This is a genomic window from Halomonas profundus (assembly GCF_020865425.1).
GTDB lineage: Bacteria > Pseudomonadota > Gammaproteobacteria > Pseudomonadales > Halomonadaceae > Vreelandella > Vreelandella titanicae.
Window position 1 is genome coordinate 4,334,454 of record NZ_CP086344.1, and the last position, 22,618, is coordinate 4,357,071.

General features: G+C 53.1%; 22 protein-coding genes. 12 read left to right on the forward strand and 10 right to left on the reverse strand.

What is annotated here, in order from left to right; translation table 11 throughout:
- Positions 1-41: 41 nt before the first annotated feature.
- The 3 genes from LMS44_RS19750 to LMS44_RS19760 form a co-directional block, all read right to left on the reverse strand.
- The gene (locus LMS44_RS19750) at positions 42-1,745 is read right to left on the reverse strand and encodes a methyl-accepting chemotaxis protein (RefSeq protein WP_278370305.1); all 1,704 of its coding nucleotides are present in this window, start codon (positions 1,743-1,745) and stop codon (positions 42-44) included.
- A 296-nt stretch (positions 1,746-2,041) separates the two neighbouring features.
- Positions 2,042-5,089 (reverse strand): efflux RND transporter permease subunit, encoded by a 3,048-nt coding sequence (locus tag LMS44_RS19755; RefSeq protein WP_138799330.1) that lies wholly within the window; start codon positions 5,087-5,089, stop codon positions 2,042-2,044.
- A gap of 1 nt (position 5,090) precedes the next feature.
- Positions 5,091-6,185, reverse strand: coding sequence for an efflux RND transporter periplasmic adaptor subunit (locus LMS44_RS19760; protein WP_498946192.1), 1,095 nt, complete (start codon positions 6,183-6,185; stop codon positions 5,091-5,093).
- 324 nt (positions 6,186-6,509) lie between these two features.
- Here LMS44_RS19760 and LMS44_RS19765 point away from each other — a divergent pair, with 324 nt between their 5' ends.
- On the forward strand, positions 6,510-7,133 hold the full coding sequence (locus LMS44_RS19765) for a TetR family transcriptional regulator (RefSeq protein WP_022521765.1): 624 nt from the start codon (positions 6,510-6,512) through the stop codon (positions 7,131-7,133).
- A gap of 38 nt (positions 7,134-7,171) precedes the next feature.
- Here LMS44_RS19765 and LMS44_RS19770 read toward each other — a convergent pair whose 3' ends face one another.
- From LMS44_RS19770 to LMS44_RS19780, 3 genes are read right to left on the reverse strand one after another with little or no spacing between them, the layout of a single operon-like run.
- Positions 7,172-8,074 carry an amino acid ABC transporter substrate-binding protein gene (locus tag LMS44_RS19770; RefSeq protein ID WP_022521764.1) on the reverse strand — a complete coding sequence of 301 codons (903 nt, stop codon included), beginning with the start codon at positions 8,072-8,074 and terminating at the stop codon, positions 7,172-7,174.
- A 12-nt stretch (positions 8,075-8,086) separates the two neighbouring features.
- Positions 8,087-8,980 carry an amino acid ABC transporter substrate-binding protein gene (locus tag LMS44_RS19775; RefSeq protein ID WP_141440597.1) on the reverse strand — a complete coding sequence of 298 codons (894 nt, stop codon included), beginning with the start codon at positions 8,978-8,980 and terminating at the stop codon, positions 8,087-8,089.
- A 4-nt stretch (positions 8,981-8,984) separates the two neighbouring features.
- Positions 8,985-10,433 carry a diguanylate cyclase domain-containing protein gene (locus LMS44_RS19780; protein ID WP_138799327.1) on the reverse strand — a complete coding sequence of 483 codons (1,449 nt, stop codon included), beginning with the start codon at positions 10,431-10,433 and terminating at the stop codon, positions 8,985-8,987.
- Between the two features lie 276 nt (positions 10,434-10,709).
- On the opposite strand from LMS44_RS19780, the gene codB reads away from it, so the two are divergent.
- From codB to LMS44_RS19805, 5 genes are all read left to right on the forward strand, one after another.
- Entirely contained in the window at positions 10,710-11,975 is a 1,266-nt protein-coding gene (gene codB / locus LMS44_RS19785) for a cytosine permease (RefSeq protein WP_498946195.1), read from the forward strand.
- A gap of 16 nt (positions 11,976-11,991) precedes the next feature.
- Entirely contained in the window at positions 11,992-13,245 is a 1,254-nt protein-coding gene (gene codA, locus LMS44_RS19790; protein ID WP_138799325.1) for a cytosine deaminase, read from the forward strand.
- Positions 13,246-13,322: 77 nt separating this feature from the next.
- Positions 13,323-13,799, forward strand: coding sequence for a YbaK/EbsC family protein (locus LMS44_RS19795; protein ID WP_190374554.1), 477 nt, complete (start codon positions 13,323-13,325; stop codon positions 13,797-13,799).
- A 94-nt stretch (positions 13,800-13,893) separates the two neighbouring features.
- Positions 13,894-14,148 (forward strand): type II toxin-antitoxin system Phd/YefM family antitoxin, encoded by a 255-nt coding sequence (locus tag LMS44_RS19800; RefSeq protein WP_022521757.1) that lies wholly within the window; start codon positions 13,894-13,896, stop codon positions 14,146-14,148.
- Positions 14,141-14,404 carry a Txe/YoeB family addiction module toxin gene (locus LMS44_RS19805; RefSeq protein WP_022521756.1) on the forward strand — a complete coding sequence of 88 codons (264 nt, stop codon included), beginning with the start codon at positions 14,141-14,143 and terminating at the stop codon, positions 14,402-14,404. The genes LMS44_RS19800 and LMS44_RS19805 overlap by 8 nt, the downstream gene beginning before the upstream one ends.
- A 1-nt stretch (position 14,405) precedes the next feature.
- Here the strand turns inward: LMS44_RS19805 and LMS44_RS19810 are convergent, their stop codons facing one another.
- The gene (locus LMS44_RS19810) at positions 14,406-14,753 is read right to left on the reverse strand and encodes a rhodanese-like domain-containing protein (RefSeq protein ID WP_498946199.1); all 348 of its coding nucleotides are present in this window, start codon (positions 14,751-14,753) and stop codon (positions 14,406-14,408) included.
- Positions 14,754-14,871: 118 nt separating this feature from the next.
- Positions 14,872-15,321: a GNAT family N-acetyltransferase gene (locus LMS44_RS19815; RefSeq protein WP_190374552.1), complete on the reverse strand. Its 450-nt coding sequence runs from the start codon at positions 15,319-15,321 to the stop codon at positions 14,872-14,874.
- A gap of 92 nt (positions 15,322-15,413) precedes the next feature.
- Between LMS44_RS19815 and pdxR the strand changes: the two genes are divergently transcribed.
- The 4 genes from pdxR (at position 15,414) to LMS44_RS19835 (ending at position 18,815) form a co-directional block, all read left to right on the forward strand.
- Positions 15,414-16,889, forward strand: coding sequence for an aminotransferase-like domain-containing protein (gene pdxR / locus LMS44_RS19820; protein WP_498946201.1), 1,476 nt, complete (start codon positions 15,414-15,416; stop codon positions 16,887-16,889).
- Between the two features lie 198 nt (positions 16,890-17,087).
- A complete protein-coding gene (gene pcsA, locus LMS44_RS19825) occupies positions 17,088-17,771 on the forward strand; it encodes a phosphatidylcholine synthase (protein WP_342211988.1) in 684 nt (227 codons plus the stop codon).
- Positions 17,772-17,785: 14 nt separating this feature from the next.
- Entirely contained in the window at positions 17,786-18,388 is a 603-nt protein-coding gene (locus LMS44_RS19830; protein ID WP_498946203.1) for a DNA-3-methyladenine glycosylase I, read from the forward strand.
- Positions 18,389-18,410: 22 nt separating this feature from the next.
- The gene (locus LMS44_RS19835) at positions 18,411-18,815 is read left to right on the forward strand and encodes a VOC family protein (protein WP_022521750.1); all 405 of its coding nucleotides are present in this window, start codon (positions 18,411-18,413) and stop codon (positions 18,813-18,815) included.
- Between the two features lie 8 nt (positions 18,816-18,823).
- On the opposite strand, the gene LMS44_RS19840 is transcribed toward LMS44_RS19835, so the two are convergent.
- Complete coding sequence (locus tag LMS44_RS19840; RefSeq protein ID WP_414119755.1) at positions 18,824-19,795, reverse strand: zinc-dependent alcohol dehydrogenase family protein; 972 nt, start codon at positions 19,793-19,795, stop codon at positions 18,824-18,826.
- A 68-nt stretch (positions 19,796-19,863) separates the two neighbouring features.
- The gene (locus LMS44_RS19845; protein WP_022521748.1) at positions 19,864-21,306 is read right to left on the reverse strand and encodes an aminotransferase-like domain-containing protein; all 1,443 of its coding nucleotides are present in this window, start codon (positions 21,304-21,306) and stop codon (positions 19,864-19,866) included.
- A 166-nt stretch (positions 21,307-21,472) separates the two neighbouring features.
- Here LMS44_RS19845 and LMS44_RS19850 point away from each other — a divergent pair, with 166 nt between their 5' ends.
- Entirely contained in the window at positions 21,473-21,685 is a 213-nt protein-coding gene (locus LMS44_RS19850; protein ID WP_022521747.1) for a YjiS-like domain-containing protein, read from the forward strand.
- Complete coding sequence (locus LMS44_RS19855) at positions 21,672-22,544, forward strand: PhzF family phenazine biosynthesis protein (protein ID WP_022521746.1); 873 nt, start codon at positions 21,672-21,674, stop codon at positions 22,542-22,544. Before LMS44_RS19850 ends, LMS44_RS19855 begins: the two co-directional genes overlap by 14 nt.
- The last annotated feature ends 74 nt before the right edge of the window (positions 22,545-22,618 follow it).

The following is a 22,618-nucleotide window of genomic DNA, read 5'->3' on the forward strand; positions in this document are numbered from 1 at the left end:
GCGGAGGGGGGAACGCAGCCTAAGCGGCGAGAAACGCTGGCTTAAAAAGCTTCCCAATCATCTTCAGCGCTAGCCGCGGTTTTGCTACTGGTTTGGCTACGCGTCGCTGGCCGCATCAGCGCTGGTGTCTGTTGAGATGAGTGTTGTGGCGTGTGCTGGGGCGAGGTAAGCGGGGCGTGTTGCGTACGACTCTCCCCCTCAGTTAAACGAAAAGCCGAGACAACGCTTTCAAGCCGCGCCGCCTGTTCTTCCAACGAGCTGGCCGCTGACGACGCCTGTTGAACCAGGGCCGCGTTCTGCTGGGTTACTTCATCCATTTGGGCAACCGCTTGGTTGACCTGCTCAATGCCCGAACTCTGCTCCTGAGAAGCCGCGGAGATTTCATCCATAATATCGGTCACCCGGCGCACAGAGGAGACCACATCCCGCATCGTCGCACCGGCGCTTTCGACTAATGCTGAGCCCTCTTTCACCTGGGTGGATGACGCCTCAATCAGTGCTTTGATCTCTTTGGCGGCATCGGCACTGCGGCTGGCCAGGTTACGCACTTCACTAGCCACCACGGCAAAACCACGACCCTGTTCGCCTGCCCGCGCTGCTTCCACAGAAGCATTGAGTGCCAAGATATTGGTTTGAAAGGCGATAGAGTCGATAACGGTAATAATATCCGCCACTTTTTGCGAGCTGCTAGAAATACCGTGCATGGTGGTAATTACTTGCTCAACCACTTCACCACCATTGCTTGCAGTGCTTGAGGCATCGCTCGCCAACTGGCTGGCCTGGCGGGCATTATCGGCATTCTGTTTAACGGTAGAGGTTAACTGCTCCATGCTGGCGGCGGTTTCCTGCAGGGAAGACGCCTGCTGCTCGGTACGCGAGGATAGATCCGAGTTACCACTGGCAATCTCACGCGCCCCGATATGAATCGAGCCGCTGCTATCGCGTACCTCAGAAACGGTTTTAACCAAATTACTTTGCATATGCTGCATAGCACTAAACAGCTTGCCGATCTCATTGCTACCACGGTCATCTACTTTACCAGAGAGATCATTTTGGGCAATACGCTCAAAATGCTCCACTGCTTCGTTTAGTGGTTTTACAATAGAGCCCACCATCGCGATGCGAACAAACAGAACGATTAACGCGGCAATCAAAAGTACAGCGATATCAATATAAGTAAGAAACTGCATGCCGCTCTCATAATCGGCAATCATCGACTTGTTTCGTTCAGCCCGATGATCATTGTAAGCACTAACAGCCTCAATTAACTGCTGATTTAAGTCACTCACCATTTCCCTTGCGGTATTAAACTGACTGCTGTTACCCGTATTCAATGCCTCCTCTAAGGGGATAATCCCCCGTTGGATCAAGCTCTCATAGGTGGCAGTCACGGTATCAGAAAGTGCCGACTCAGGCTTGGTGGCTTCAAACTCTGTAAAGTAATCTTGCGCAACTCGCTGAGCATCTTGGGCCCGAGCCAGGTAGTCACGGAATGAACTGGCATCACCTTTCTCAAACGCATCGAAGCTACTAACGTAGAAAAGCTGAGCGTAGGCTATGGATCGTTGACTGCGGCTAAGCGCTAAAGTGCGATCACCTGATAGATCAAGCTCTTTTAACGAAGTACTGCCCTCTTCGCCTGCCTGATAGCCTAGAAAAGCAATGGTTATTATTAATAATGAAAAGATGGCCAAAACAAGGGTTAAACCCAGTTTGACGGATAGATTACTAAGTACACGATTCATATGCGGAATGCCTCCAGGCCAGATCCATTAGCTTTTGGCAATTTATATAATTTAGCTAGAGCACTTCCAGCGGCTTTAGATTAACTTAAATCGACCAATATCTTTTACGAGGTACTGCTATCGGCCTGGGCAGCATAGACTTTAGTCTAGTTTGAAAATTATTTTCACAAATGAAAATAGAAACGATTTGCAAACAGCAGTGAGCGAAGTGGTAGGCGCATTGAATATCGTTGCAGAGGCTATCTTAGCCGTGGATTGGTCAAGGCCACGGCTAAGATGAAAGGAGTCTGCTCGAGTTATTGATCAGGATGTATGCGAATCCGGTAGAGCACGCAGTAAACTACCGGCAGTACGATTAAGGTTAATAGCGTGGCGACACCCAAGCCACCGATCAGCGCGACCGCCATGCTGGCGAAAAAGGCATCGCTAATTAGCGGGATCATGCCCAACATGGTGGTCAGCGCGGCCATGGCGACCGGACGCACGCGGCTGACCGCAGCTCGCACCACAGCGTGGTAGCGGTCTTGATGCAACGGCAGTTGCACGTTGACCTCCTCTACCAACACGATGGCATTTTTGATTACCATGCCGATCAAGCTCAGCGTACCCAGCAGCGCCATAAACGAGAAGGGTAACCCGGTAACCAACAACGCGCCCACTACGCCAATAATCGTCAGCGGTACCAGCGACCAGATAGCCAACGGCTGGCGGAAGTTATTGAACAGCACCACAGTGAGAATAAACATCATCACTATGCCCAGCGGCAGTGAGGAAAATAACCCACTCTGCGCTTCGCCAGCGGTCTCAAACTCACCACCCCACTCCAACCGGTAACCTGCCGGTAGATCCAAGGCCTCCACCCTTGGGCGAATGTCGGCCAATACGCTGGCTGCGGTCACCCCGCTTAGCGGATCCGGCTCACCATACACCGCCAGCATGCGTTCGCGATTGCGGCGCATAATCAGTGGATCCGCCACCTGTGTGGTGGTATCGCCGATTACTTGATCGGCGGAGATATAGCGGTTTTGCTCTGCGCTCCAGACGTTAAGTGAGCCTAGGTTATCCACATCGTGACGCTGTGCGGGGATTGCCTGCGCCACTATCGGAATCAGGTCGCTGCCGTCGCGGTAAATGCCCACTTGGCTGCCACTGGTACTTAGCACCAGGGTGCTGGCCAGGTCTTCACGGGTCACACCCAGCCTACGTGCAGTATCTTCAAGAAAAACGGGCTCAATCGCCTGCACGCGGTTACGCCAACTGGTGCGCACGCTGGTCATATTCGGTGTATCGATGAACATGGCCTCAACCTGATCGCCCAACTGGCGAAGTACCGCTGGGTCGCTGCCGTAGAAACGCGCCTCTAGCTTGGCTTTGGGCGCAGGACCGACCTCCAACGGGGCGATTTTGTAGTCAATATCGCTATGATCCCGCTCCAACACTTGCTCTACGTCAGCCATGCGGTCGTGTTGAGTCGCTTTATCGTCGGTTTCGACAATCAACTGCGCATAGCTTGCATAGCGGTCTTCCGGTGAATAAGTGAGGGTAAAGCGCTGCGCTCCACCGCCCACGGTGGTGGTCAGGTGGCGAACGCCGTCCATCTCCATCACGCTCTTTTCAAGCTCGCTAACGCGGCGTTGGGTTTCGAGAATATCGGTACCTTCCGGCGTGCGATAATCGACAAAAAAGATCGGCGTATTAGAGGCCGGAAAGAAGGCATTTTTAACCGAACCAAAGCCGACCACCGCGCCGGCCAATATCGCCACCATCAGCGTCAAGGTTAACCAGCGCCAACGAATACCGGTGATAATGACGCGGCCTACAAAACGATAAACCACGCCTTTATAGGGGTCTTCCTGTCCATCGCCGGGGGCAACATTGCGGAAAAACAGCTTGAAGTAGAACGGCGTTAACGTCAGCGCCGTGATCCAGCTCAGCAGTAGCGAGTAGAGCAGCACGAAAAATAACGAGCCGATAAACTCACCGGTGGTGTCTGGCGATAAACCGATGGGCGCAAAGGCTGCAATCGCGATCAGCGTTGCGGCCAGCAAGGGCCAGGCGTTTTGGCGAACCACTTGATGCGCCGAATCACGAATCGTGCTGCCGCGCTTTAACCCCACCAGCATGCCTTCGGTGACCACAATGGCGTTATCTACCAGCATTCCCAGGGCGATAATTAACGCACCCAGCGAGATTTTTTCCAGCTGCAAACCGTGAAAGCGCATCAACATAAAGGTGCCAATAATGGTGATTAGCAGGATAAAGCCCATTAACAGACCACTGCGCCAACCCATAAACAGCATCAGCACCACGATCACGATAGCCACCGCCTGGATCAAGCTGACCAGGAAACCGGATACTGCGTCATCGACCACCTGGGGCTGGTTATAAACGACATTCAGCTCCATACCCAGTGGTGTGCGGGTTTGCAGTTCATCCAGACGCTGCTGTAGCCGTTCTCCCACCTCGACAACATTCACTCCGCTTTCAAAGGAGACGCCCAACGAGATCGCCGGCCTGCCCATATCGCGGTAAAGCTGCTGGGGCTGCTCCGCCAGCTCGCGGCTCACATCGGCAATATCGCTCAGCCGCACCAGTTCACCGTCGCCCTCACTGACAATCAGGGCGCGCAGAGCTTCAATATCTGCCGCACTGCCCGTGGGGGTGATACGAAAACGGCGGCCATCCTGTTTAAGATGCCCTGAGTCTGCCACTGCATTTTGGGTCTCAAGCAGTTGCTGTAATCGTGTTAACGGAATATTCAGTGCGCGCAGGCGTTCGCGATCAACTTCGATATAGATGCGCTCTTCGTGCTCACCGCTTAGCGACACCTTCGCGACGCCCTTCACCAAAGCGAGCTCGCGCTTGAGAAAATCAGCATGGTCAGCCAGATCCGGCATGCTATAGCCATCGCCCGTCAGGTTGACCATGAAACCAAATACATCGCCAAAGTCGTCATTTACGCGAGATTGACTCACACCCGGCGGAAGCGCGGCCTGGGCATCCTGTACTTTACGGCGCAGCGAATCCCATAATTGCTCCAACTCCTCGTTCTGCACCGTACTTTCGAGTTCAACGGTGATCTGCGATAGGCCATCAGAACTCACCGAGCTAACCCGTTTGATCGATGACATCTCCTGAATTGACTCTTCGAGTGTCGAAGTGACTTCCTGCTCTACCTCTTCAGGCGTCGCACCAGGGTACTGCGTGGTGATCAGCGCATTGCGAATGGTAAATTCGGGGAACTCCAACTGGCCCATGCCCAAAAACGACAGCGCGCCACCCGCCAGCAGCACCACAGTCATTAAATAGCTGGTCGCCCGGTGGCGTAGAAAGTAGTCGACCATGTTAAAGCCCCTGCTCTTTTTCCCACGGGGTCACCTGGGTGTCCGCGGTTAAACGGTGGGCTCCGGCCGCCACAACGCGATCGCCCGCTGCCAACTTTCCGCTAACTTCCAGGCCGTTTGAGGTTAACCGACCGACCTCCACCGGCACCGCTTCAACGTTTTCTGGCTCGACGAAGCGCCATACCTGAGCCTGGTCGGGATCATCACCGGCATAGCTCACCGCATCAGTGGGCAGTAGCCACAGCGGGGCGCTATTTTCGGTTTGCAGCGAACTCAAATCGAGCCGCACATTGGCACTCATACCGTCTAACAGGGTGATATCGTCCGGCTGGGGCAGCGTTAGGGTGACTTCATAAGCCAAACTCTGTGCGCTGGCTTGGGTGGTGTAAGAGGCTAGCTGGGCAAGATAGGGTTTATCGCTATTACCAAAGCGCACTTCAAACGCCAACGCATCACCGAAGGGCGTTCCATTATTTCGCGGTATGCGCTGCACGATCTGCTCGGGCAGATGAAACACCACGTCTAGCTGCCCTGGCTGCTGGATCACCGCGACCGTTTCTTGAACTTGGACTATCTGGCGGTTATCCACTGGCACCTGGGCAATCACACCATCGTAAGGGGCGCGTAGCTTTGTATGCTCGACCTGCTCTTGGGCCTGTTCGAAGGTGGCCCGGGCGGCCCGCCACTCGCTTTCCGACTGATCAAACTGGGATTGGCTGACTGCCCCACGCTGCAGGGTGTAGCGCATGCGTTCTAGCGTTGCCTCGGCGAGCTCCAAGCGCGAGCGGGCGCTGTCCAGCTCGCTTTGCACATTGCGATCATCAATGCGCGCAATCACCTCGCCTTCGCTCACCTGTTGGCCGGGGCTCACATTGAGCTCCAATAATTCCCCGGCCATACGAAATGACAAATTGCTGCGCGTAGAGGCTTCCACCCGCGCGGGAAACTGCCGTAAGGCCGTAGCATTTGCCGACTGCAGTGTCATCAATTTTACCGGTCGTGTGGCATCAGTCGACTGCGCCTGGGGTTGCTCACAGCCCGTTAGCACAAGCAGAGCCAGTATGATGGGCAGTGAACGGAGAAGAGTAACGGGCACGAGTAGCTCCTTGATGGCGGTCAGTGATGATTTTCAAACCTGCATTCAGGATACAAGTTGAATAATATAGTCACCTCACTGACATTCATGAATGTCAGTGAGGTGTATAATAATCACCCACCCGCGACTTTGCTATCCATCACTGCCAAAATACCGCTAAGGAGCCTCTGATTAACGTAATGAGCGAAGGCCAGACAAGGCAAAAATCAACGAAAAAGCGGAGTTTACGGGTTGTAAATGAGCATTTTGAGGCGATTTTTAACGCCGTATGGTCGAGCGCAATAGTTAATCAGAGGTTTCTTAATTTTATTAATAGGAGCCGCTATGTCCCGTCGTAAGGCCGACGCCGAACGTACCCGAGAAATCATTCTGGACGCGGCAGAGACCACCTTTTTAGCCCAAGGCGTTTCGCGTACCACCTTGGCGCACATCGCCCAGGCAGCAGGCGTGACACGAGGGGCCATTTATTGGCACTTTGAAGACAAAGCTGCATTGTTCGATGCACTCTTGGAACGCGTGCGTGTCCCTCTGGATGAAATTGTCGATGAGGTGGTGGAACACCTAGGCTCAGCACCGGCAGACTGCTTACGCGACATTGCTCTACGCTCGCTGGCAGCCATTTCCCACGACCTGCCACTGCAGAGAGCAGCCACCATCGTGTTGCACCGCTGCGAGAAACTGGAAGAGGAGCACCCGCGGATTTGCATGATCACTCGACTCTCTGAGCACGCAGAGGCGCGAGTAGAGCAATTGTTTGAACAGGCCCAAATCGCTGGCACTTTACGCGCTGACTTAACCCCAGCCAGCGCCCGGCGCCAATTTCATGGCTTTTTGATTGGCGTCTGTTTCGACTGGCTGCAGGATCCCCAGCAGCATTCTCTGGCGGATGAGAGCAGCGGTATCGTGGAAACGTTAATGCGTGGTTTATTTAACACTCAGACCGTATGAACCTGCGCTAAATCTTAATCTATATTTATCTAATGCACTTAATCTGCATTTATCTCGCGAGGGGCGGCAAAGTGCTCAGCCAAGACGGCACTCATTGGTACATTAAGCGTAATGTCTTTGCCAGGGAGAGGTTGCTGAAACCACCGTTCGTACAGCAACGGCATTTCCGGACTGGTATAAATATGTTCGAGGGCCTTATTTACCTCTGCGGCAAAGGCATCGTCGCCCAATTGCATTAAAAAACCGAGAGGCTCTATCGACGTAATGGCTTCTTCGGAAAGCGCGTACGCGTCAGGGTGATCGGACTCAGCAATCATTGTGCTTAGTAATATATCATCCATCGCAAAAGCCGCTACGCGCCCATCAGCAACTAAATCAAACGCTTCCTGCAATGTACCTACGGGCACCACCGATAAATTCAGCTGGCGTTCTCGATTTACCTGATTGATCTGGCTGACATTGACGGTGCCACGCGCCACGCTCACGCTACGCCCGGCCAAGTCCTCCAAGGTGGTAAAGCCATTTTCCTTCAGGGCCACATAACGCACCGAGACAAAGAAATGGCTAAGCGCAAACTGCGCGCTCTGCCGCCGCTGTTGTGTATTAGTACTGGCATTACACTCAATATCGATATCGCCGCTATTGAGCAGTTGCACCCGGTTACTGGGCGTACGATACACATAGGCTATTTCAAGAGAAGGCAGGTCTAATTGCACTTGCAGCTGTTTCGCTAAACGTTGGCAAATATCGATAGAGTAACCGACGACGTTACCCTGATTATCTAAATAAGAGAATGGCGCTGTATCACCATAGCCAACCCTTAACACGCCGGTTGCTTCTATGCGTTCAAGCGAATCGATAGGTGTCGTTGCATGTGCTGCCTCTCCACCAGACATCATTACCAGCAAACTACACCACCCAAGCAATAAACTTCGGCGCATAACACACCTCCTCTACTCTATGTACTGCTCAGGATTGGCGAAAATAGCGGCAAGCGCTGGCGCTAGCGGCAAGTTCAATACTCGGTTATCGGGAGGGAGCGGCTGCAAAAACCATTTTTCATAAAGAGTGTGAATAGTTTCACTCTGATAAATGTTACGCAGTTCCTTATTGACCAGCTCAACAAAAACAGGATCATCAGGCGGCATCATTAAGCCATAGGGCTCGGCACTACTCAGTGTTGCTTGAGAAATATGAAAAGCGGCAGGGTCAACGGCAGACGAAACCAAACCTGCTAACAAAACCTCATCCATCACAAACGCGGAAGCCTGTCCTGAAGCCACCATATCAAAGGCTTCTTCATGATTACGGCTTAGCATTACCGATATTGCTAGCCCCTCGGTGCGATTGAGTTCGTTGAGCTGGGCAATATTGATAGTGCCCGTTGTTGATACCACGCTGCGGCCCGCCAAATCCTGCAAACTGTCCATATGCTGCTCGGCGAGGGATACATAGCGCGTTGCGGTCAGAAAATGAGGGTATGAAAAAGCGGCCTGACGGCGACGTTCAGGGGTATTGGTGGTCACTCCACACTCGATATCCACTTCACCATTACGTACTAATATGAACCGATTTGCAGGCGTTACCGGCACATAATTTACCTTGAGATCACCTAAGCCCAATGTTTCCTCCAGACCTTCGATGACGTTTAGGCACAGGTCGATCGCATAGCCTGTTGGCTGGTCGTTAACCAGGTAGGAGAAGGGGGCTTCGCTGGTACGATGGCCGATAGTAATCTCACCAGCAGACGCAATACGCGACAATGTCGGCGAGGAGTCGATCTCCTCACCAGCAGCGGCACCTTGCCACATCGCACTGGTCATTAATAACGCTACTAGCCACTTCATAGGCTTACCTTTGTTCGATGATCCCGGAATCCATTGTCATCCCTGCGGCATAGAGCATATAGCGGTCGCGCCCTTTCGCCTTGGCCGCATAGAGCGCCAGATCTGCGTGACGTAGCAGATCGTGGCTATTGCGGCCATCAGCGGGTGCGGTTGCAATGCCAACACTCACTCCAATGTTAATTTCCTGGTTATGAAACTGATACGGTTCACGTAGAACAGACACAATTGCTTCTGCCAGTACTTTTGCCTCATTGGTGGCACTACGCACAACGCGTTGAATGATGGCAAACTCATCGCCACCAAGGCGCGCCACCAAATCATCGTCGGTCAGCAGCCCCTGCACCCGCTGACTAACTTCAACGAGCAAAGCATCACCCGCCGCGTGCCCCAGACTATCGTTAACTGCTTTAAAATGGTCAAGATCAAATAGCATGACATTAAATACGTCGCCTTGAAGCAGTGAGTGCACAGCGGTTTTTAAAGCATTATTTAATTGCACACGGTTGGGCAATTTGGTCAGCTCATCATGATGAGCAAGATGCTGAAAGCGGAGAGCTTCGTCTTTAACTTCAAGTAAGTGTTCACGCTCAATGACTTTCTTACGAAGCGCATCTATGGCCTTTGCCATCCGGCCAATTTCATCGTTACGGTCGGTATAAGGCGTGCTGTCAGCGGTCTGGTTTTTAGCGATTTCGGTGAGCGACTTAATTAATACTGGCACGGGTGTAAATAACTGACGCATCAAAATAGTGACTAGCAGGGCTGTCGCGACCAATACCACCAGTAGTGCTATAAACGCTTTGCTGATCAGATCATTACGCATCTGATACAGCCCTTCTTGCTGGCCTATGGTGGCTACTAGAACGCCTAACAGTTGACCATCAGGGGTAACAATGGGCAGCGAACTAATGAAGTGCTCTTCACCGCCAATGCTGGCAAATCCAACATAAAAATCAGCGGCATCCGCTTTTGTTTGCCATGTATCTACCGTCAAGTTGGCAGGCGAGTCTGATGGTGTATTAAGCGCATCTGCCACTACGGTGAGAGCCCCCTCTGATGACTTCGCGAACAGCCACACATTGTTACGTGTTTGTGCACTTGCCAACGCCAATACATCAATCGGGCTAAACCCAGTTTCTAGAACCGACTCTTCATCACCAATCGGGCGCTGGGAAATGATACGCGTGACTTGACCCGTGCCATCGGTCTTAACCGCCACGGACGTATAAATACGCCTAATAGTCGCGCTTACTATCTGGGCATTCACCTGCGCTTCGCGCAACCACTGCTCCCGAGCCCCACGTTCAACCATAAAAAAACCCGACAGCGCCCCCGTTACATACGCAAACAGCACGCCCATCAGCATAAAAATCACCACCTTACCCACCAGGGTATGATGCCAAGGAAGTCTAGCTGCAGGCAGTGAAGCACTCCTATGCTGGGATTCTGGCATCTACTCCGGTTCCTTCAAGGTTATAGCTGCAACGGGCGTATCTGGGCGTAATCGCAATAAGCGACCATCGCTTTAACAAACAAGCTTTTTTGACCACTATTTTATTCGGCAAACGTACACAAACAATTAGGTTTTATTTACTAAAGTATCATTAAAATGAGTTGGTATGTCTTAAAAAAATGACAAGATCAATCATGCTTAACCACCTACCCTTTTGGCATATCTCTTGCTTTATAAACACCTAACAGGTTCGCTTATTTATGCTAGGAGAGCGTGATGCAGACGTCAGATTATCCCCTTAGTGAAGTCCCTACCAGCGCCCGCAAGGGCCTGCTTTCTACCTCGGCAGTACTGCTTGGATTTACGTTTTTCACCGCCACCATGTGGGCGGGCGGCACGTTAGGCCAAGCCTTTCCGATTGGCCAACTGCTATGGGTCATCGTGATTGGCAACTTGCTGCTGGGGATGTATGCGGCGGCACTTGCTTATATCGCTTGTCAAAGCGGGCTCAATTCGGTGCTGATGGGGCGCTTCTGCTTCGGCGAAAAAGGCAGCAAACTTTCCGACTTTATTCTTGGTTTTACCCAGATCGGCTGGTACGCCTGGGGCACCGCCACGATTGCTCTGGTGTTAGTACGCACCACCGGGATGCCTGAGTGGCTGGAAATCCCCTTAATGGTGCTCTTTGGGTTTGGTTTCTGCGTCACCGCCATGATCGGCTACAAGGGCATGGACTGGCTCTCGCGCTTTGCCGTCCCCGCGATGATGCTGTTTATCTTAATCAGCCTCTTCACCGGGCTGGTGGATGTGCGCGGCTTCGCGGGACTGAGCCAGCAGACGCCCACGGAAAGCATGAGCGTAGCAGCGGCGATTACTGTGATTATCGGTACCTTTATTAGCGGCGGCACTCAAGCGACTAACTGGAGCCGCTTCGCCAAAACGCCGAAAATTGCCGTGATCGCGACCCTGGCGGCCTTTTTTGTCGGTAACGGCTTAATGGTTCTGACCGGCGCTCTTGGCACCATGATTTACCAGCAGGCGGATATCGTGGATGTATTGATCGCTCAGGGCTTTGTCACCATCGCCGTGCTGATGCTGTTCCTGAATATCTGGACAACCCAGGACAACACTATCTACAACTTCGCCGTGGCGGGCTGTAATTTGCTGCGCACCGAAAAGCGCCGCCTGGTCACTGTGGGCGGCGCGGCGATTGGCACGGTGCTGGCGGTAGGCGGCATGTATAACCTACTCATCCCATTTCTGGTGTTACTCGGCACCTTTATACCGCCCATGGGCGGGGTGATCATGGCGGACTTTTGGCTCAAGCATAAAGGCCGCTACCCCACATTGGATAAAGCACAACTACCCGACTTCAACCGCCGAGGGTTAGCTGCGTATGCGCTGGGCGCCGGAGCCGCTTACTTTTCCCCGTTACTGCCACCACTGATAGGTGTTGTAGTGGCAGCAGGAAGCTACGCCGTGCTGCTGCGCCTAAATCACGCTACGCTGGGTGATAGCCTTCCATCCACTGCCAAACAATAAGCGAGCAGTTTTTTATATGAGCATGCAAATTATCAACGCCCGCCTACGCCAGCGCCCTGAGCTTTACCGACTTGAGATTGAGAACGGCACATTCACGTCAATTACCGTGCAAGACGCACCACAAACAGCGAGCGAAGGGCAGATCGATGCGGGCGCTAAGCTCGTTTGTGCGCCTTTTATTGAGCCACACATTCATCTGGACGCCGCCCTCACCGCCGGTGAACCAAGCTGGAACCAGAGCGGCACGCTGTTTGAAGGCATTGAGCGCTGGGGCGAGCGTAAGCCTATGCTCACCGAAGCGGATATTCGCGAGCGCGCGCTTAAAACCCTAAACCTGCTAATCGGCAACGGCGTTCAGTTTGTGCGCACCCACGCCGACACCAGCGACCCTAGCCTGATTGGGCTTAAAACCCTGTGCGCCTTGCGCGACGAGTTAAAAGATAAAATTGATATTCAGGTAGTCGCCTTCCCTCAAGATGGCCTGCTCTCTTACCCAGGCGGCGATCGGCTGATGGAGGAGGCACTAGAGATCGGCGCCGATGTGGTGGGCGGCATCCCCCACTTCGAATACACCCGTGAGCTGGGCGTGGCCTCCATGAAGCGAGTGATCGAATTGGCGATCAAGTACGACCGCCTGGTGGATGTGCACTGTGACGAGATTGACGACCCCAACTCGCGCTTTCTCGAAGTATTGGCCTGCGAGGCACTGTTTAATGACTTGGGCAGCCGCGTGACCGCTAGCCACACCACAGCAATGCACTCCTACGACAACGCTTACTGCTCCAAGCTGTTTCTGCTGCTAAAACGCTCGGGTATTAACTTTGTCTCCTGCCCCACCGAAAGTATTCACCTGCAGGGGCGCTTTGACACTTACCCCAAGCGGCGTGGCGTGACACGTGTGAAGGAGCTCAACGCAGCGGGCATTAACGTCTGTTTTGCCGAGGACTCCATCTTCGATCCCTGGTACTCCTTGGGGAATGGCAAGCTGTTGCGAACGCTGGATTTTGGCCTGCATATCTGCCAAATGATGGGCTATCAGGACTTCAGCCAGGCGCTTTCACTAATTACCGATAACAGCGCCCGCACGCTCAATATTGAAGAGCGTTATGGTATCGCGGTCGGCAAACCCGCCAGCTTCAACCTGTTGGAGGGCGAGGATGACTACAGTGTGCTGCGCACTCAAGGCGAAGTGCTGCTTTCCGTACGTCACGGCGAGATCATCATGCAGAGCGAGCCTGCCAAAATCACCACGCCCCAGTGGCTTGGCTAATCTACCAAAGGCACGTTAGATTAGTCATTGAACCGTCTAATGTTACCGACGAATGTTAATGACCGAGGAAATCCAAGATGGGCATCGAAACCGTTCGCCAGTTTTTTGCCGAGCACGCGCCGGATGTAAACATCGAAGAGCTTGAAACCAGTACTGCCACGGTACAACTTGCCGCTGATGCCCATGGCGTAGCACCAGGCCAAATTGCCAAAACCCTAGCGTTCAAAGTCGGTGACAAACCGCTACTCATTGTGGCCAGTGGCGATGCGCGTATCGACAACCGCAAAATTCTCGATACCTTCGGCGGCAAGGCCAAAATGCTTGACGCCGAGACGGTGATGGAACTCACCAGCCACCCGGTTGGCGGCGTTTGTCCCTTTGGCCTCGCCACCGACCTGCCGGTTTACTGCGATGAATCGCTCCACGCCTATGACGAAGTGCTGCCCGCCGCTGGTTCGCCCACTAGCGCCGTACGCCTAAGCCCCAAGCGATTGGCCGAGCTGGTCAATGCCAAGTGGGTGGATGTGTGCAAGCTGCCGGAGAAGGTGGAGTAACCCACAAGCATCTCACTACTCAAGATGTCTTTAATACTGTACATATTGAAGTAGAGCGCTATACTTGTACCACTCACTGTACAGGATATAAAATATGCGTGTTATATCGTTTACCGAAGCGCGTAATGGTCTAAAAGGCGTACTGGACGGTGTGGTCAATGATGCCGATACCACGATTATCACCCGCCGCGACGCAGAAGATGCAGTGGTCATGTCACTTGACTACTATAACAGCCTTATGGAAACCGTTTACTTGATGCGCTCACCTGCTAACGCAGAGCACTTAAACAAGTCCATTGCTCAATACCGTGCAGGGCAAGCTCAACCAAGAGAGCTAATGGATGAGTAACCGCTTACTATGTTGGACTAACGAAGCTTGGAGCGACTACCTCTATTGGCAGGGGCAGGATAAAAAGACCTTAAAGCGCATCAATAAACTTATCTTAGATACGCAGCGTTCTCCCTTTGAGGGCATTGGAAAACCTGAGCCCCTAAGGGAAAACCTCTCTGGCTTCTGGTCACGACGCATCGACGACTCGCATCGTCTGATTTATGCCGTCGATGAATCCACTCTCACTATCATTGCCTGTCGCTACCATTACTAAGCTAACACCCACATGCCACAGGCTCTGCATTTATTAAACTTCCCTGTTGTTCACCTGTTTCGATGAGGTGTTGATCACGACGCCAAAAATCCAACCCTCCGAGCAATTCTTTTACCTGCAGCCCTGCGCTCGCTAGTTTCCAGGCGCCTTTAGTTGAGCCGTTACAGCCAATACCGTCGCAGTAAGTGATGTAAACAAGGGTATTATCCAGCCCAGCTAAGCGTTCCGGCGTCATCTCCTTATGCGGCAAGCTTATTGCCCCTGGAATATGCCCGGCGCAGTAGTGTTCAAAGCTGCGGGTATCGATCACCACAATACCTGCAATACCATTGGCCAAGTCCTGCGCCACATCCCAGGCATCCGTGTGATAGCAGAGCTAATCGTACATCGCGGCGGCCATTGTGGCGGGTTTAGCAGGCGGAAACGCCAGCACCGCAGACTGATGCTCGTTAGTCATCGTTTGCCCCTTATTTGATATCCAACAAATAACCGTAAAACGCCGTATTACGCTGCCAGCCCAATGATTCATAAAGGTGTTGGGCGCGTTCGTTCTCTACCTGGGTCATTAATATCAAACGTACAACACCGTGATCATGGGCAAGCTGGGTGGCGGCTTCCATTAATGCCCTTCCGGTGCCTTTATCACGGTAATTGGGCAGCACAAAGAGGTCATTTAGCGTCCAGCGGGCATTTAAGCCCACCGTGGAAACACCTGGGTAAAGTTGCACAAACCCCGTGAGCATGCCTTCGCTATTCTCGCTAACCAGAATGAATGAATCCCCTAGCCCCATGCGCTGATCTAAAAAATCACGCGCCGCCTGAATATCACTCGGTTGCTTATAAAACTGACGATAGCCATCAAGTAATGCGCTAAGAGGCTCTAAGTCATTGAGTACCGCCGAACGAACATTAACCATAACGACTGCTCCCTTTGAGTGGTGATTCAACACAGCTTGCCGTCATAGTGGTCTATGATAAAGAGCCACTTATCGCTAAATTGAGAGAACCAGTGAAAAGACGTGACGCTGCCAGCGACTGGATTGCGGAGGCGCTAGCGCTAAGGCTAACTGCGAATGAAGCAGCCACGCTTGTTCAGCAGCTTTACTGCTCGCTTAAGGAGTGGATTCAACATGGTGAGCTGACGGCTGGCGATACGCTTCCCTCTTCCCGCTACTTGGCTCGCGCTTTGGGTATTAGCCGTAATACGGTGCTGGCCACCATGGATCGGCTACTGGCGGAAGGGTTACTGATTGCCCGCCAGGGAGCGGGGCTCTATGTGGCGAACCTCCCCGCGCTGTTAACCCGAGCAGAGCTTCCACCACCTTTGCCTGTTCGCTACTCAAGCCGGGGTAACAAGCTATTAACACTCAGCGGAACGTTGAGCCACGACCATCGCGCCTTTGCCCCAGGCGTCCCGGCGCTCGACCTGTTTCCCCGCGAGCAGTGGCAGCGCCTTTTACGGCGTCACTATTATCACGCGGAAATGGCATGGATGGATTATCAAACCAGCGGTGGTCTACCTGTACTCAAAGCGGCTCTTTGTGACTATCTAAGACTCTCCCGCGCGGTGCGCTGCCAACCAGAACAGATTGTGATTACCCAAGGCGCCCAGCAGGCGTTTGAACTGATTACTCAACTACTCACCGATCATGGGGATTCAGTTTGGATGGAGGAGCCGGGTTACGGCGGCGCCCAGGCCTGTTTTCTGGCGTCAGGATTAACGGTAACACCCATCCCCGTCGATAAAGAAGGGTTAAACCCGTCACTTGCCCCTGAGAAGGCGCCAGCACCTCGGCTAATTTACGTGACACCCTCCCACCAATATCCCAACGGCGTTACCATGCCAGTGCCCAGGCGACTGGCATTACTTGAGCATGCTTCTCGCACCGGCAGTTGGATCATTGAAGACGATTACGACAGCGAATTTCGTTACGGCACGCCACCAACGCCCTCTCTACAGGGCCTTGCGGAACAGGCATCGGTTATTTATGTAGGTACCTTTAGTAAAGTGCTCTATCCCGGCTTACGCTTAGGCTATTTGGTGCTGCCTGATACACTTGCCCATGACTTCAGACGTGCCCATGCCCGACTGCACCGTGAAGGTAACTATCCCGTGCAATCGGCGCTTGCTGAATTCATTACCAGCGGGCATTTTACTCGCCACATCGCCCGTATGCGGACCGCTTATCGTCAGCGACAAGCGTGTTTACGCACGGCATTAACGCCTGCAGTGGCCGCTGGGCTTCGGCTTTCTGACGGCCATGCGGGTATGCATCTATTAGCTGAACTCGATACTATCGAGGAAGAAGAGATGCTCGTTAAGCGTGCCAGTGAAGCAGGCATTACGCTTTCTCCACTTTCCCGCTATTACCTTTCCAAAAATAAGCGCCCTGGGTTAGTGCTTGGCTATGCGGGCTCGACTGAAAGCGAACTAATGAACGCAGGTGAGTGGTTAAGTGAGGCATGGCGGCGCTTACACCATTAGTGAATGCATAGCGTGTGAAGTCCAGTATCAATCACGTCATCACAGGATAGGCTTCCGACATATTCTCTGGAAGCATTCTTGTAGTAGTGTATCTTTCTTTACAGGCTTATTTATAAATTCAATTTAAAGGGGACCCACGTTCCCAATGGGGTTAATGTGGTTCAATTTCTCTCTTCGCACACAGAATCCCGCACCTCGATATGGAAGGCATGGAGCGTGCACATATTTACCGCCAGCGGCGTGCTACTCGGCACTATGGCGCTGCTCGCTCTGGTCGACAATAATCCAGTCGCCTGCCTGCTCTGGTTAGGGGCCGCGATGATGATCGATGGAATCGATGGCACTCTGGCCCGCAAGTATGAAGTGAAGGCCATACTGCCCCATTTCGATGGTTCAACACTCGATATGGTGATTGATTACCTGACCTGGGCCTTTATCCCTGCCCTTTTCATCTACTACTTTATTGAGTTGCCGCCCAATTTTGCACTGCTCTCAGTATTCATTATTTTGCTTTCATCGATGTTCTGTTTCTGCAATGTTGATATGAAAAGCCAGGATAATTACTTCGTTGGCTTTCCTGCCGCCTGGAATATCGCCGCAGCCTATTTCTATATTCTCGATTTCCCGCCTTTTATCACCTTTGCCGCTATCACCTTTCTGGCCATCCTCACCGTGACTAATATGAAATTCCTCCACCCCTTTCGGGTGCGCCAGTTCATGCCGCTCAATATCACCGTCACACTCGTATGGTGCGCATGTATAACATCGTTAGTACTCTCCAGCCCCGAGCACGCCGCCTGGGCATTATGGGGGTGGGGGATTACATCGATTTATTTCATCGGCATATGCCTGTGGCGTACTGCCCAAGAGTGGTTCAATTAATAGGTGAGCAGTTGATGAACAACGATTTTATCGCCCCCGATGGGCATCCCCGCTGCAAGTGGTGTGGCGGCGCGGCAGAGTTTCTGCCCTATCACGATAATGAGTGGGGCTTCCCGGTAGACGATGATCAGCGGCTATTCGAGAAACTCTGCTTAGAGAGCTTTCAATCGGGCTTAAGCTGGCGCACGATTCTTAATAAACGCGACAACTTTCGCGCCGCTTTTCACCGCTTCGACTTCCATCAAGTCGCCAGCTTTAATGAAGATGATGTGCAGCGTTTACTCCAAGATGCAGGCATTATTCGCCACCGCGGAAAAATCGAAGCGACCATCAACAACGCCCAACGTGCAAAGGAAATGGTTGAGCAAGAAGGCTCTTTGGCCGCTTTTTTCTGGCGCTATGAGCCGACCGAATTAGCGACACCACAGACTCAGACCACCTCGCCCGAATCCGTAGCAATGGCGAAAGAACTGAAAAAGCGCGGTTGGAAATTCTTCGGCCCCACCACCGCTTTTGCCTTTATGCAGGCAATGGGGCTGCTCAACGACCACTCGCTAAACTGCATTACACGCGAACGCGTAGAGCAGTCGCGGCAGCAGTTTCAGCGACCCGGCTAAAGCTATCTATTAGGAGCACCTCATGAAGCCGAAAATCAGTCTGATCACCCTTGGTGTACATGACCTGCAACGCGCCATCCGTTTTTATCGTGAAGGTCTGGGCCTGCCGGAGCATGAAACGGACAGCGAGGAAGTTGCCTTTTTCAAAATGGAGGGGGCCTGGCTATCACTTTTCCCACGTGAAGCGCTGTCCAGAGATATCGGCATTGCTGATGATGCACCGAGCGGTTTCAGCGGTATAACGTTGGCTCATAATGTCGCCAGCCAAGCGGCCGTTGACCAAGTGCTTGAACAAGCGGTTGCCGCCGGCGCAGAGCTTATAAAGCCTGGGGAAGAGGTATTCTGGGGTGGTTATTCCGGTTACTTTCGCGACCCAGAAGGTCATTACTGGGAAGTCGCCTACAATCCGTTTATGGATCTGACATAAAGCAGCTTTCATTGCCCAAGAGTGGACAAGTCCAGAAGCACTTTCTGGCCACTCGGGCAAAGCGCCCTCTCGACAGCTTGCCGCCAGTCCTGACCTGGAAACACTTGATAATCAGGCATCGCTGACTGGTCTAAAAGCCCCCAGATAGCCAAGAATTTTTGCTGCCAAGCTTCCGCGGACATCCTGGACAAAGGGTCGCGCAAATGAAACTTCCTATAGAGAGCCCTGGGTTTCGAATCCACTTGAATCGCCTGTCCCGTCAATAACCCGTAGGCGATAAATGTCGTTTCCGGTGCCATGAGTTGCAATATATTTGCCGCAACTGGCCCCCCTAAAGCGTCGAACACCACGTCAGACTTACGGGCCACACGCGAGGTCAGGGACATATCCTGAATCGATACCGGTTTAATACCGAGCTTTTCCAGCCGGGCAACTCTACTCTCGGAGCGGTATATGCCGATAACCTCCCTGGCGCCGTGCTGATATGCCCACGCCCCAAGATAGTCAGCGCAATTGGAACCCGCTCCACTGAGAAGAACACGTTTTCCCTCGACAGGCCAAGTCTCAAGCATGGTCAGGGCAGCCAAGGGATTAATGTAGGCCCGTGCGGCAACGGCGTCAGAAATGGTATCGGGGACAGGTACTGCGAGTGCAGCATCACAATCTAGAATCGTCTGCCAAGTGCCCTCGCCTCGTAATGGGAGCACTCGCTTTCCGATCAGAGAGGCATACTGTCTAGGTGCCTCAATAACGCGCCCCACTCCTTCGTAGCCGGCGACCGCGGGAAGCGTTATACGGTGCGAGTAAGCACCGCTGATGGGTATCAGATCAGACGGGTTCACTGGAGCACATAACATTCTCACCCTGAGCTTGCCCTCAACCAAACGTGGAACTTCCGCGGTTTCCACGTTCAATGTTTCAAGCGGCCTTCCGAACGCGCGATAGGTTAGAGCATGACGACGCATGGGTACCTCGAACATAGCGGATGAATTTCCATGGCCTAATATGGATAAAGATAAATGCTCAAGGTTGCGGTTTAGACGTGAACTTAGATAACGCTTGTCGCATGCGTCTGAGCTTCCTCCACCATCTCGGTGGCTAGCTCACCCACGGTACGCACGGCGTTTTCGATGCTGGGTGTTAACGTGAACGCATAGTTCAAGCGTAGGCATTGACGAAACTTGCCCGAAGCTGAAAACAGCGATCCCGGCGCTACATGGATAGCATGCTGCGCTAAGCGCTGATTGAGCTTCACACAGTCCACCGCGGCGGGTAGCTCTACCCATAGCAAAAAACTGCCTTGGGGGTAGCTAATACCCGCGCCCTTGGGGAAGTAGCGCTGAATCCAACTGATCATGATATCGCGCTGACGCTGATATTGGCGGGTGGCGTAACGGACGTGGCGCTCGTAGTGCCCTTTGGCGACGAATTCCGCCACTGCCAGCTGCGGCAGCGTGGCTGAAGCACCGGTGGAGACATACTTCATATGCAGTGCCTGATCACGGTAGCGCCCTGGCGCCAGCCAACCCACTCTTAACCCTGGCCCCACGGTTTTGGAAAAGCCGCTGCACAGCATCACGCGCCCGTCATCATCGAAGGATTTCACGGTGCGCGGTCTTGGCAGACTAAATGACAAGTCGCCGTAGATATCGTCTTCGATAATGGCTACATCGAAGCGTTGAGCAAGCTGAAACAGCGCCCGCTTGCGTGCTTCAGGCATGGTGTAACCCAGCGGGTTGTTGTAAGTGGGCGTGACCTGTATCGCGCGGATTGGCCACTGCTCTAACGCTAGCTCCAGGGCTTCCAGACTGATGCCGGTTTGTGGGTCGGTGGGTATCTCCAGCGCTTTTAAGCCGTTGGCCTTGAGTATCTGCATGGTGCCGTAAAAGCTGGGTGAGTCCACGGCCACCACATCGCCGGGCTGGGTAAGGGTGCGCAGCGCGATGGCCAGCGCCTCCTGACAGCCGGTGGTCACCATGATGTCATCCGGGTGCAGCAGGCAGCCGGAGGCGATGGCCAGCCGTGCCACCTGTTGGCGAAGCTCAGGGCTACCGTTCAACTTGTCGTAGTTGAACCCATGCAGGTCGTTACTACGATGAAGTCCAGCGAGTATCTTCGACAGTGGTCGCAGCGTCTCATAATCAAAATTCGGTATGCCGCGCCCCAAAAGCAGCCGAACGTCATCACGCTGAGTGGCGACAAGCTCCAGCACCTGATCCCATTGGGAAATATCCAGCGGGCGCTGTGCGGGTCGTGAGACCGACGGCAGCACCGATGGCACGCGGCTAGGCAGCACGAAATAGCCCGATTTTGGTCGAGACTCGATCAATGCAACGTCCATTAGTTGGCGGTAGGCCTCCTGAGCCGTCGAAATGCTAACGTCCAGCTCCTGGCACACCGCGCGAATAGACGGCAACCGATCGCCTACACGGTAAATACCGTGCTCGATACGCTCCCGCAAAATGCCAGCGACCTCTTCATAGCGTGTCATGACACTCATCCCCCTATACAGCCTGATAACGATACAGATGCCCTGACCAGCGACCATACAGAGGTATAACACGCCTTTCTGTATCCTAAAAACAGTAAACTCTATATCTGTATTCAAATGATAGCACTGAGTAATCTGGTTGGGCATATAACACGGAGGATTAGCCATGCCACGCTTCAGCCTCACCCAGCTTCGTTACCAGTTGCGCTATCAACTACAGCAGTACCATCACTACCGTCGTAGCCGACGCCACCTGCTGACATTGGATGATCGGCTACTTGATGATATCGGCATCACCCGCGAACAGGCGAGAAAAGAGGGCCGTAAACCGTTTTGGCATCATTCACTACGTGAAGGAGGAAATTGTGACAACCGCTGAGTATTACCTACTCGATGTCTTTACCGACCAGCCGTTTACCGGCAACCCATTGGCCGTCTTTCTAGAGGCTGATGGGTTGGCAGCCAGTACCATGCAGGCGCTGGCAAATGAGCTTAACCTAGCCGAAACGGTGTTTTTAAGTTCTGCCACTGAACCGAATCACTACCCGATGCGGATCTTTACGCCTACTCGTGAACTACCTTTTGCAGGCCACCCCACGGTCGGCACTGCGCATCTGCTCAGGGAACTGGATTTAGTGAACCGCGAGCAAGGTGTTGTGCTCCACCCTTCCATCGGAAAGCTAGTGGTTAAGTATGAACAAGATAGGGCAACGTTTAAGACCGCCCAACCCGCCATGATCACAGACAGCACTATTGACCGCACCACTGCCGTTGAGCTGCTGGGATTGGACATCCATCAGGTGAAGGGTGATCCGGTGATTGCCTCCTTCGGGCTCCCCTTTCATTTGATCGAACTCACTGACGTGGCAGCGTTAGAGAGCGTGCGTATTTCTACGACGGCTTGGGCAAGTGCTGTTATGTCTAGCAGTGCCGTCCAGATTTACCTGTATGTGATTGAACAACAAGGCGGGGCAGAAACGGTAGTTCACAGCCGCATGTTTTGTATGCATTCCAGCATTTGCGAAGACCCCGCTACCGGCAGCGCTGCAGCGGCCTTAACCGGCTATTTGGCATCACTGCAACCAGGCACCTTGCACTGCAAAATTCATCAGGGTGTCGAAATGGGGCGGCCCAGCGTTATCCATACCGCTGCCAATGGCGAGGTCAAGCCCGGCCTTGTGACGGTGGGCGGTAACGCAAAAGTGGTGGGCAAAGGCGAGTTTTACCTGGAACGATAGCCAACCGCCTCACAAAAAAGAGTGCCCGCTATTTAGCGGACACTCGGCTTTTCGCTCAGTTTGTACTCGGAGAC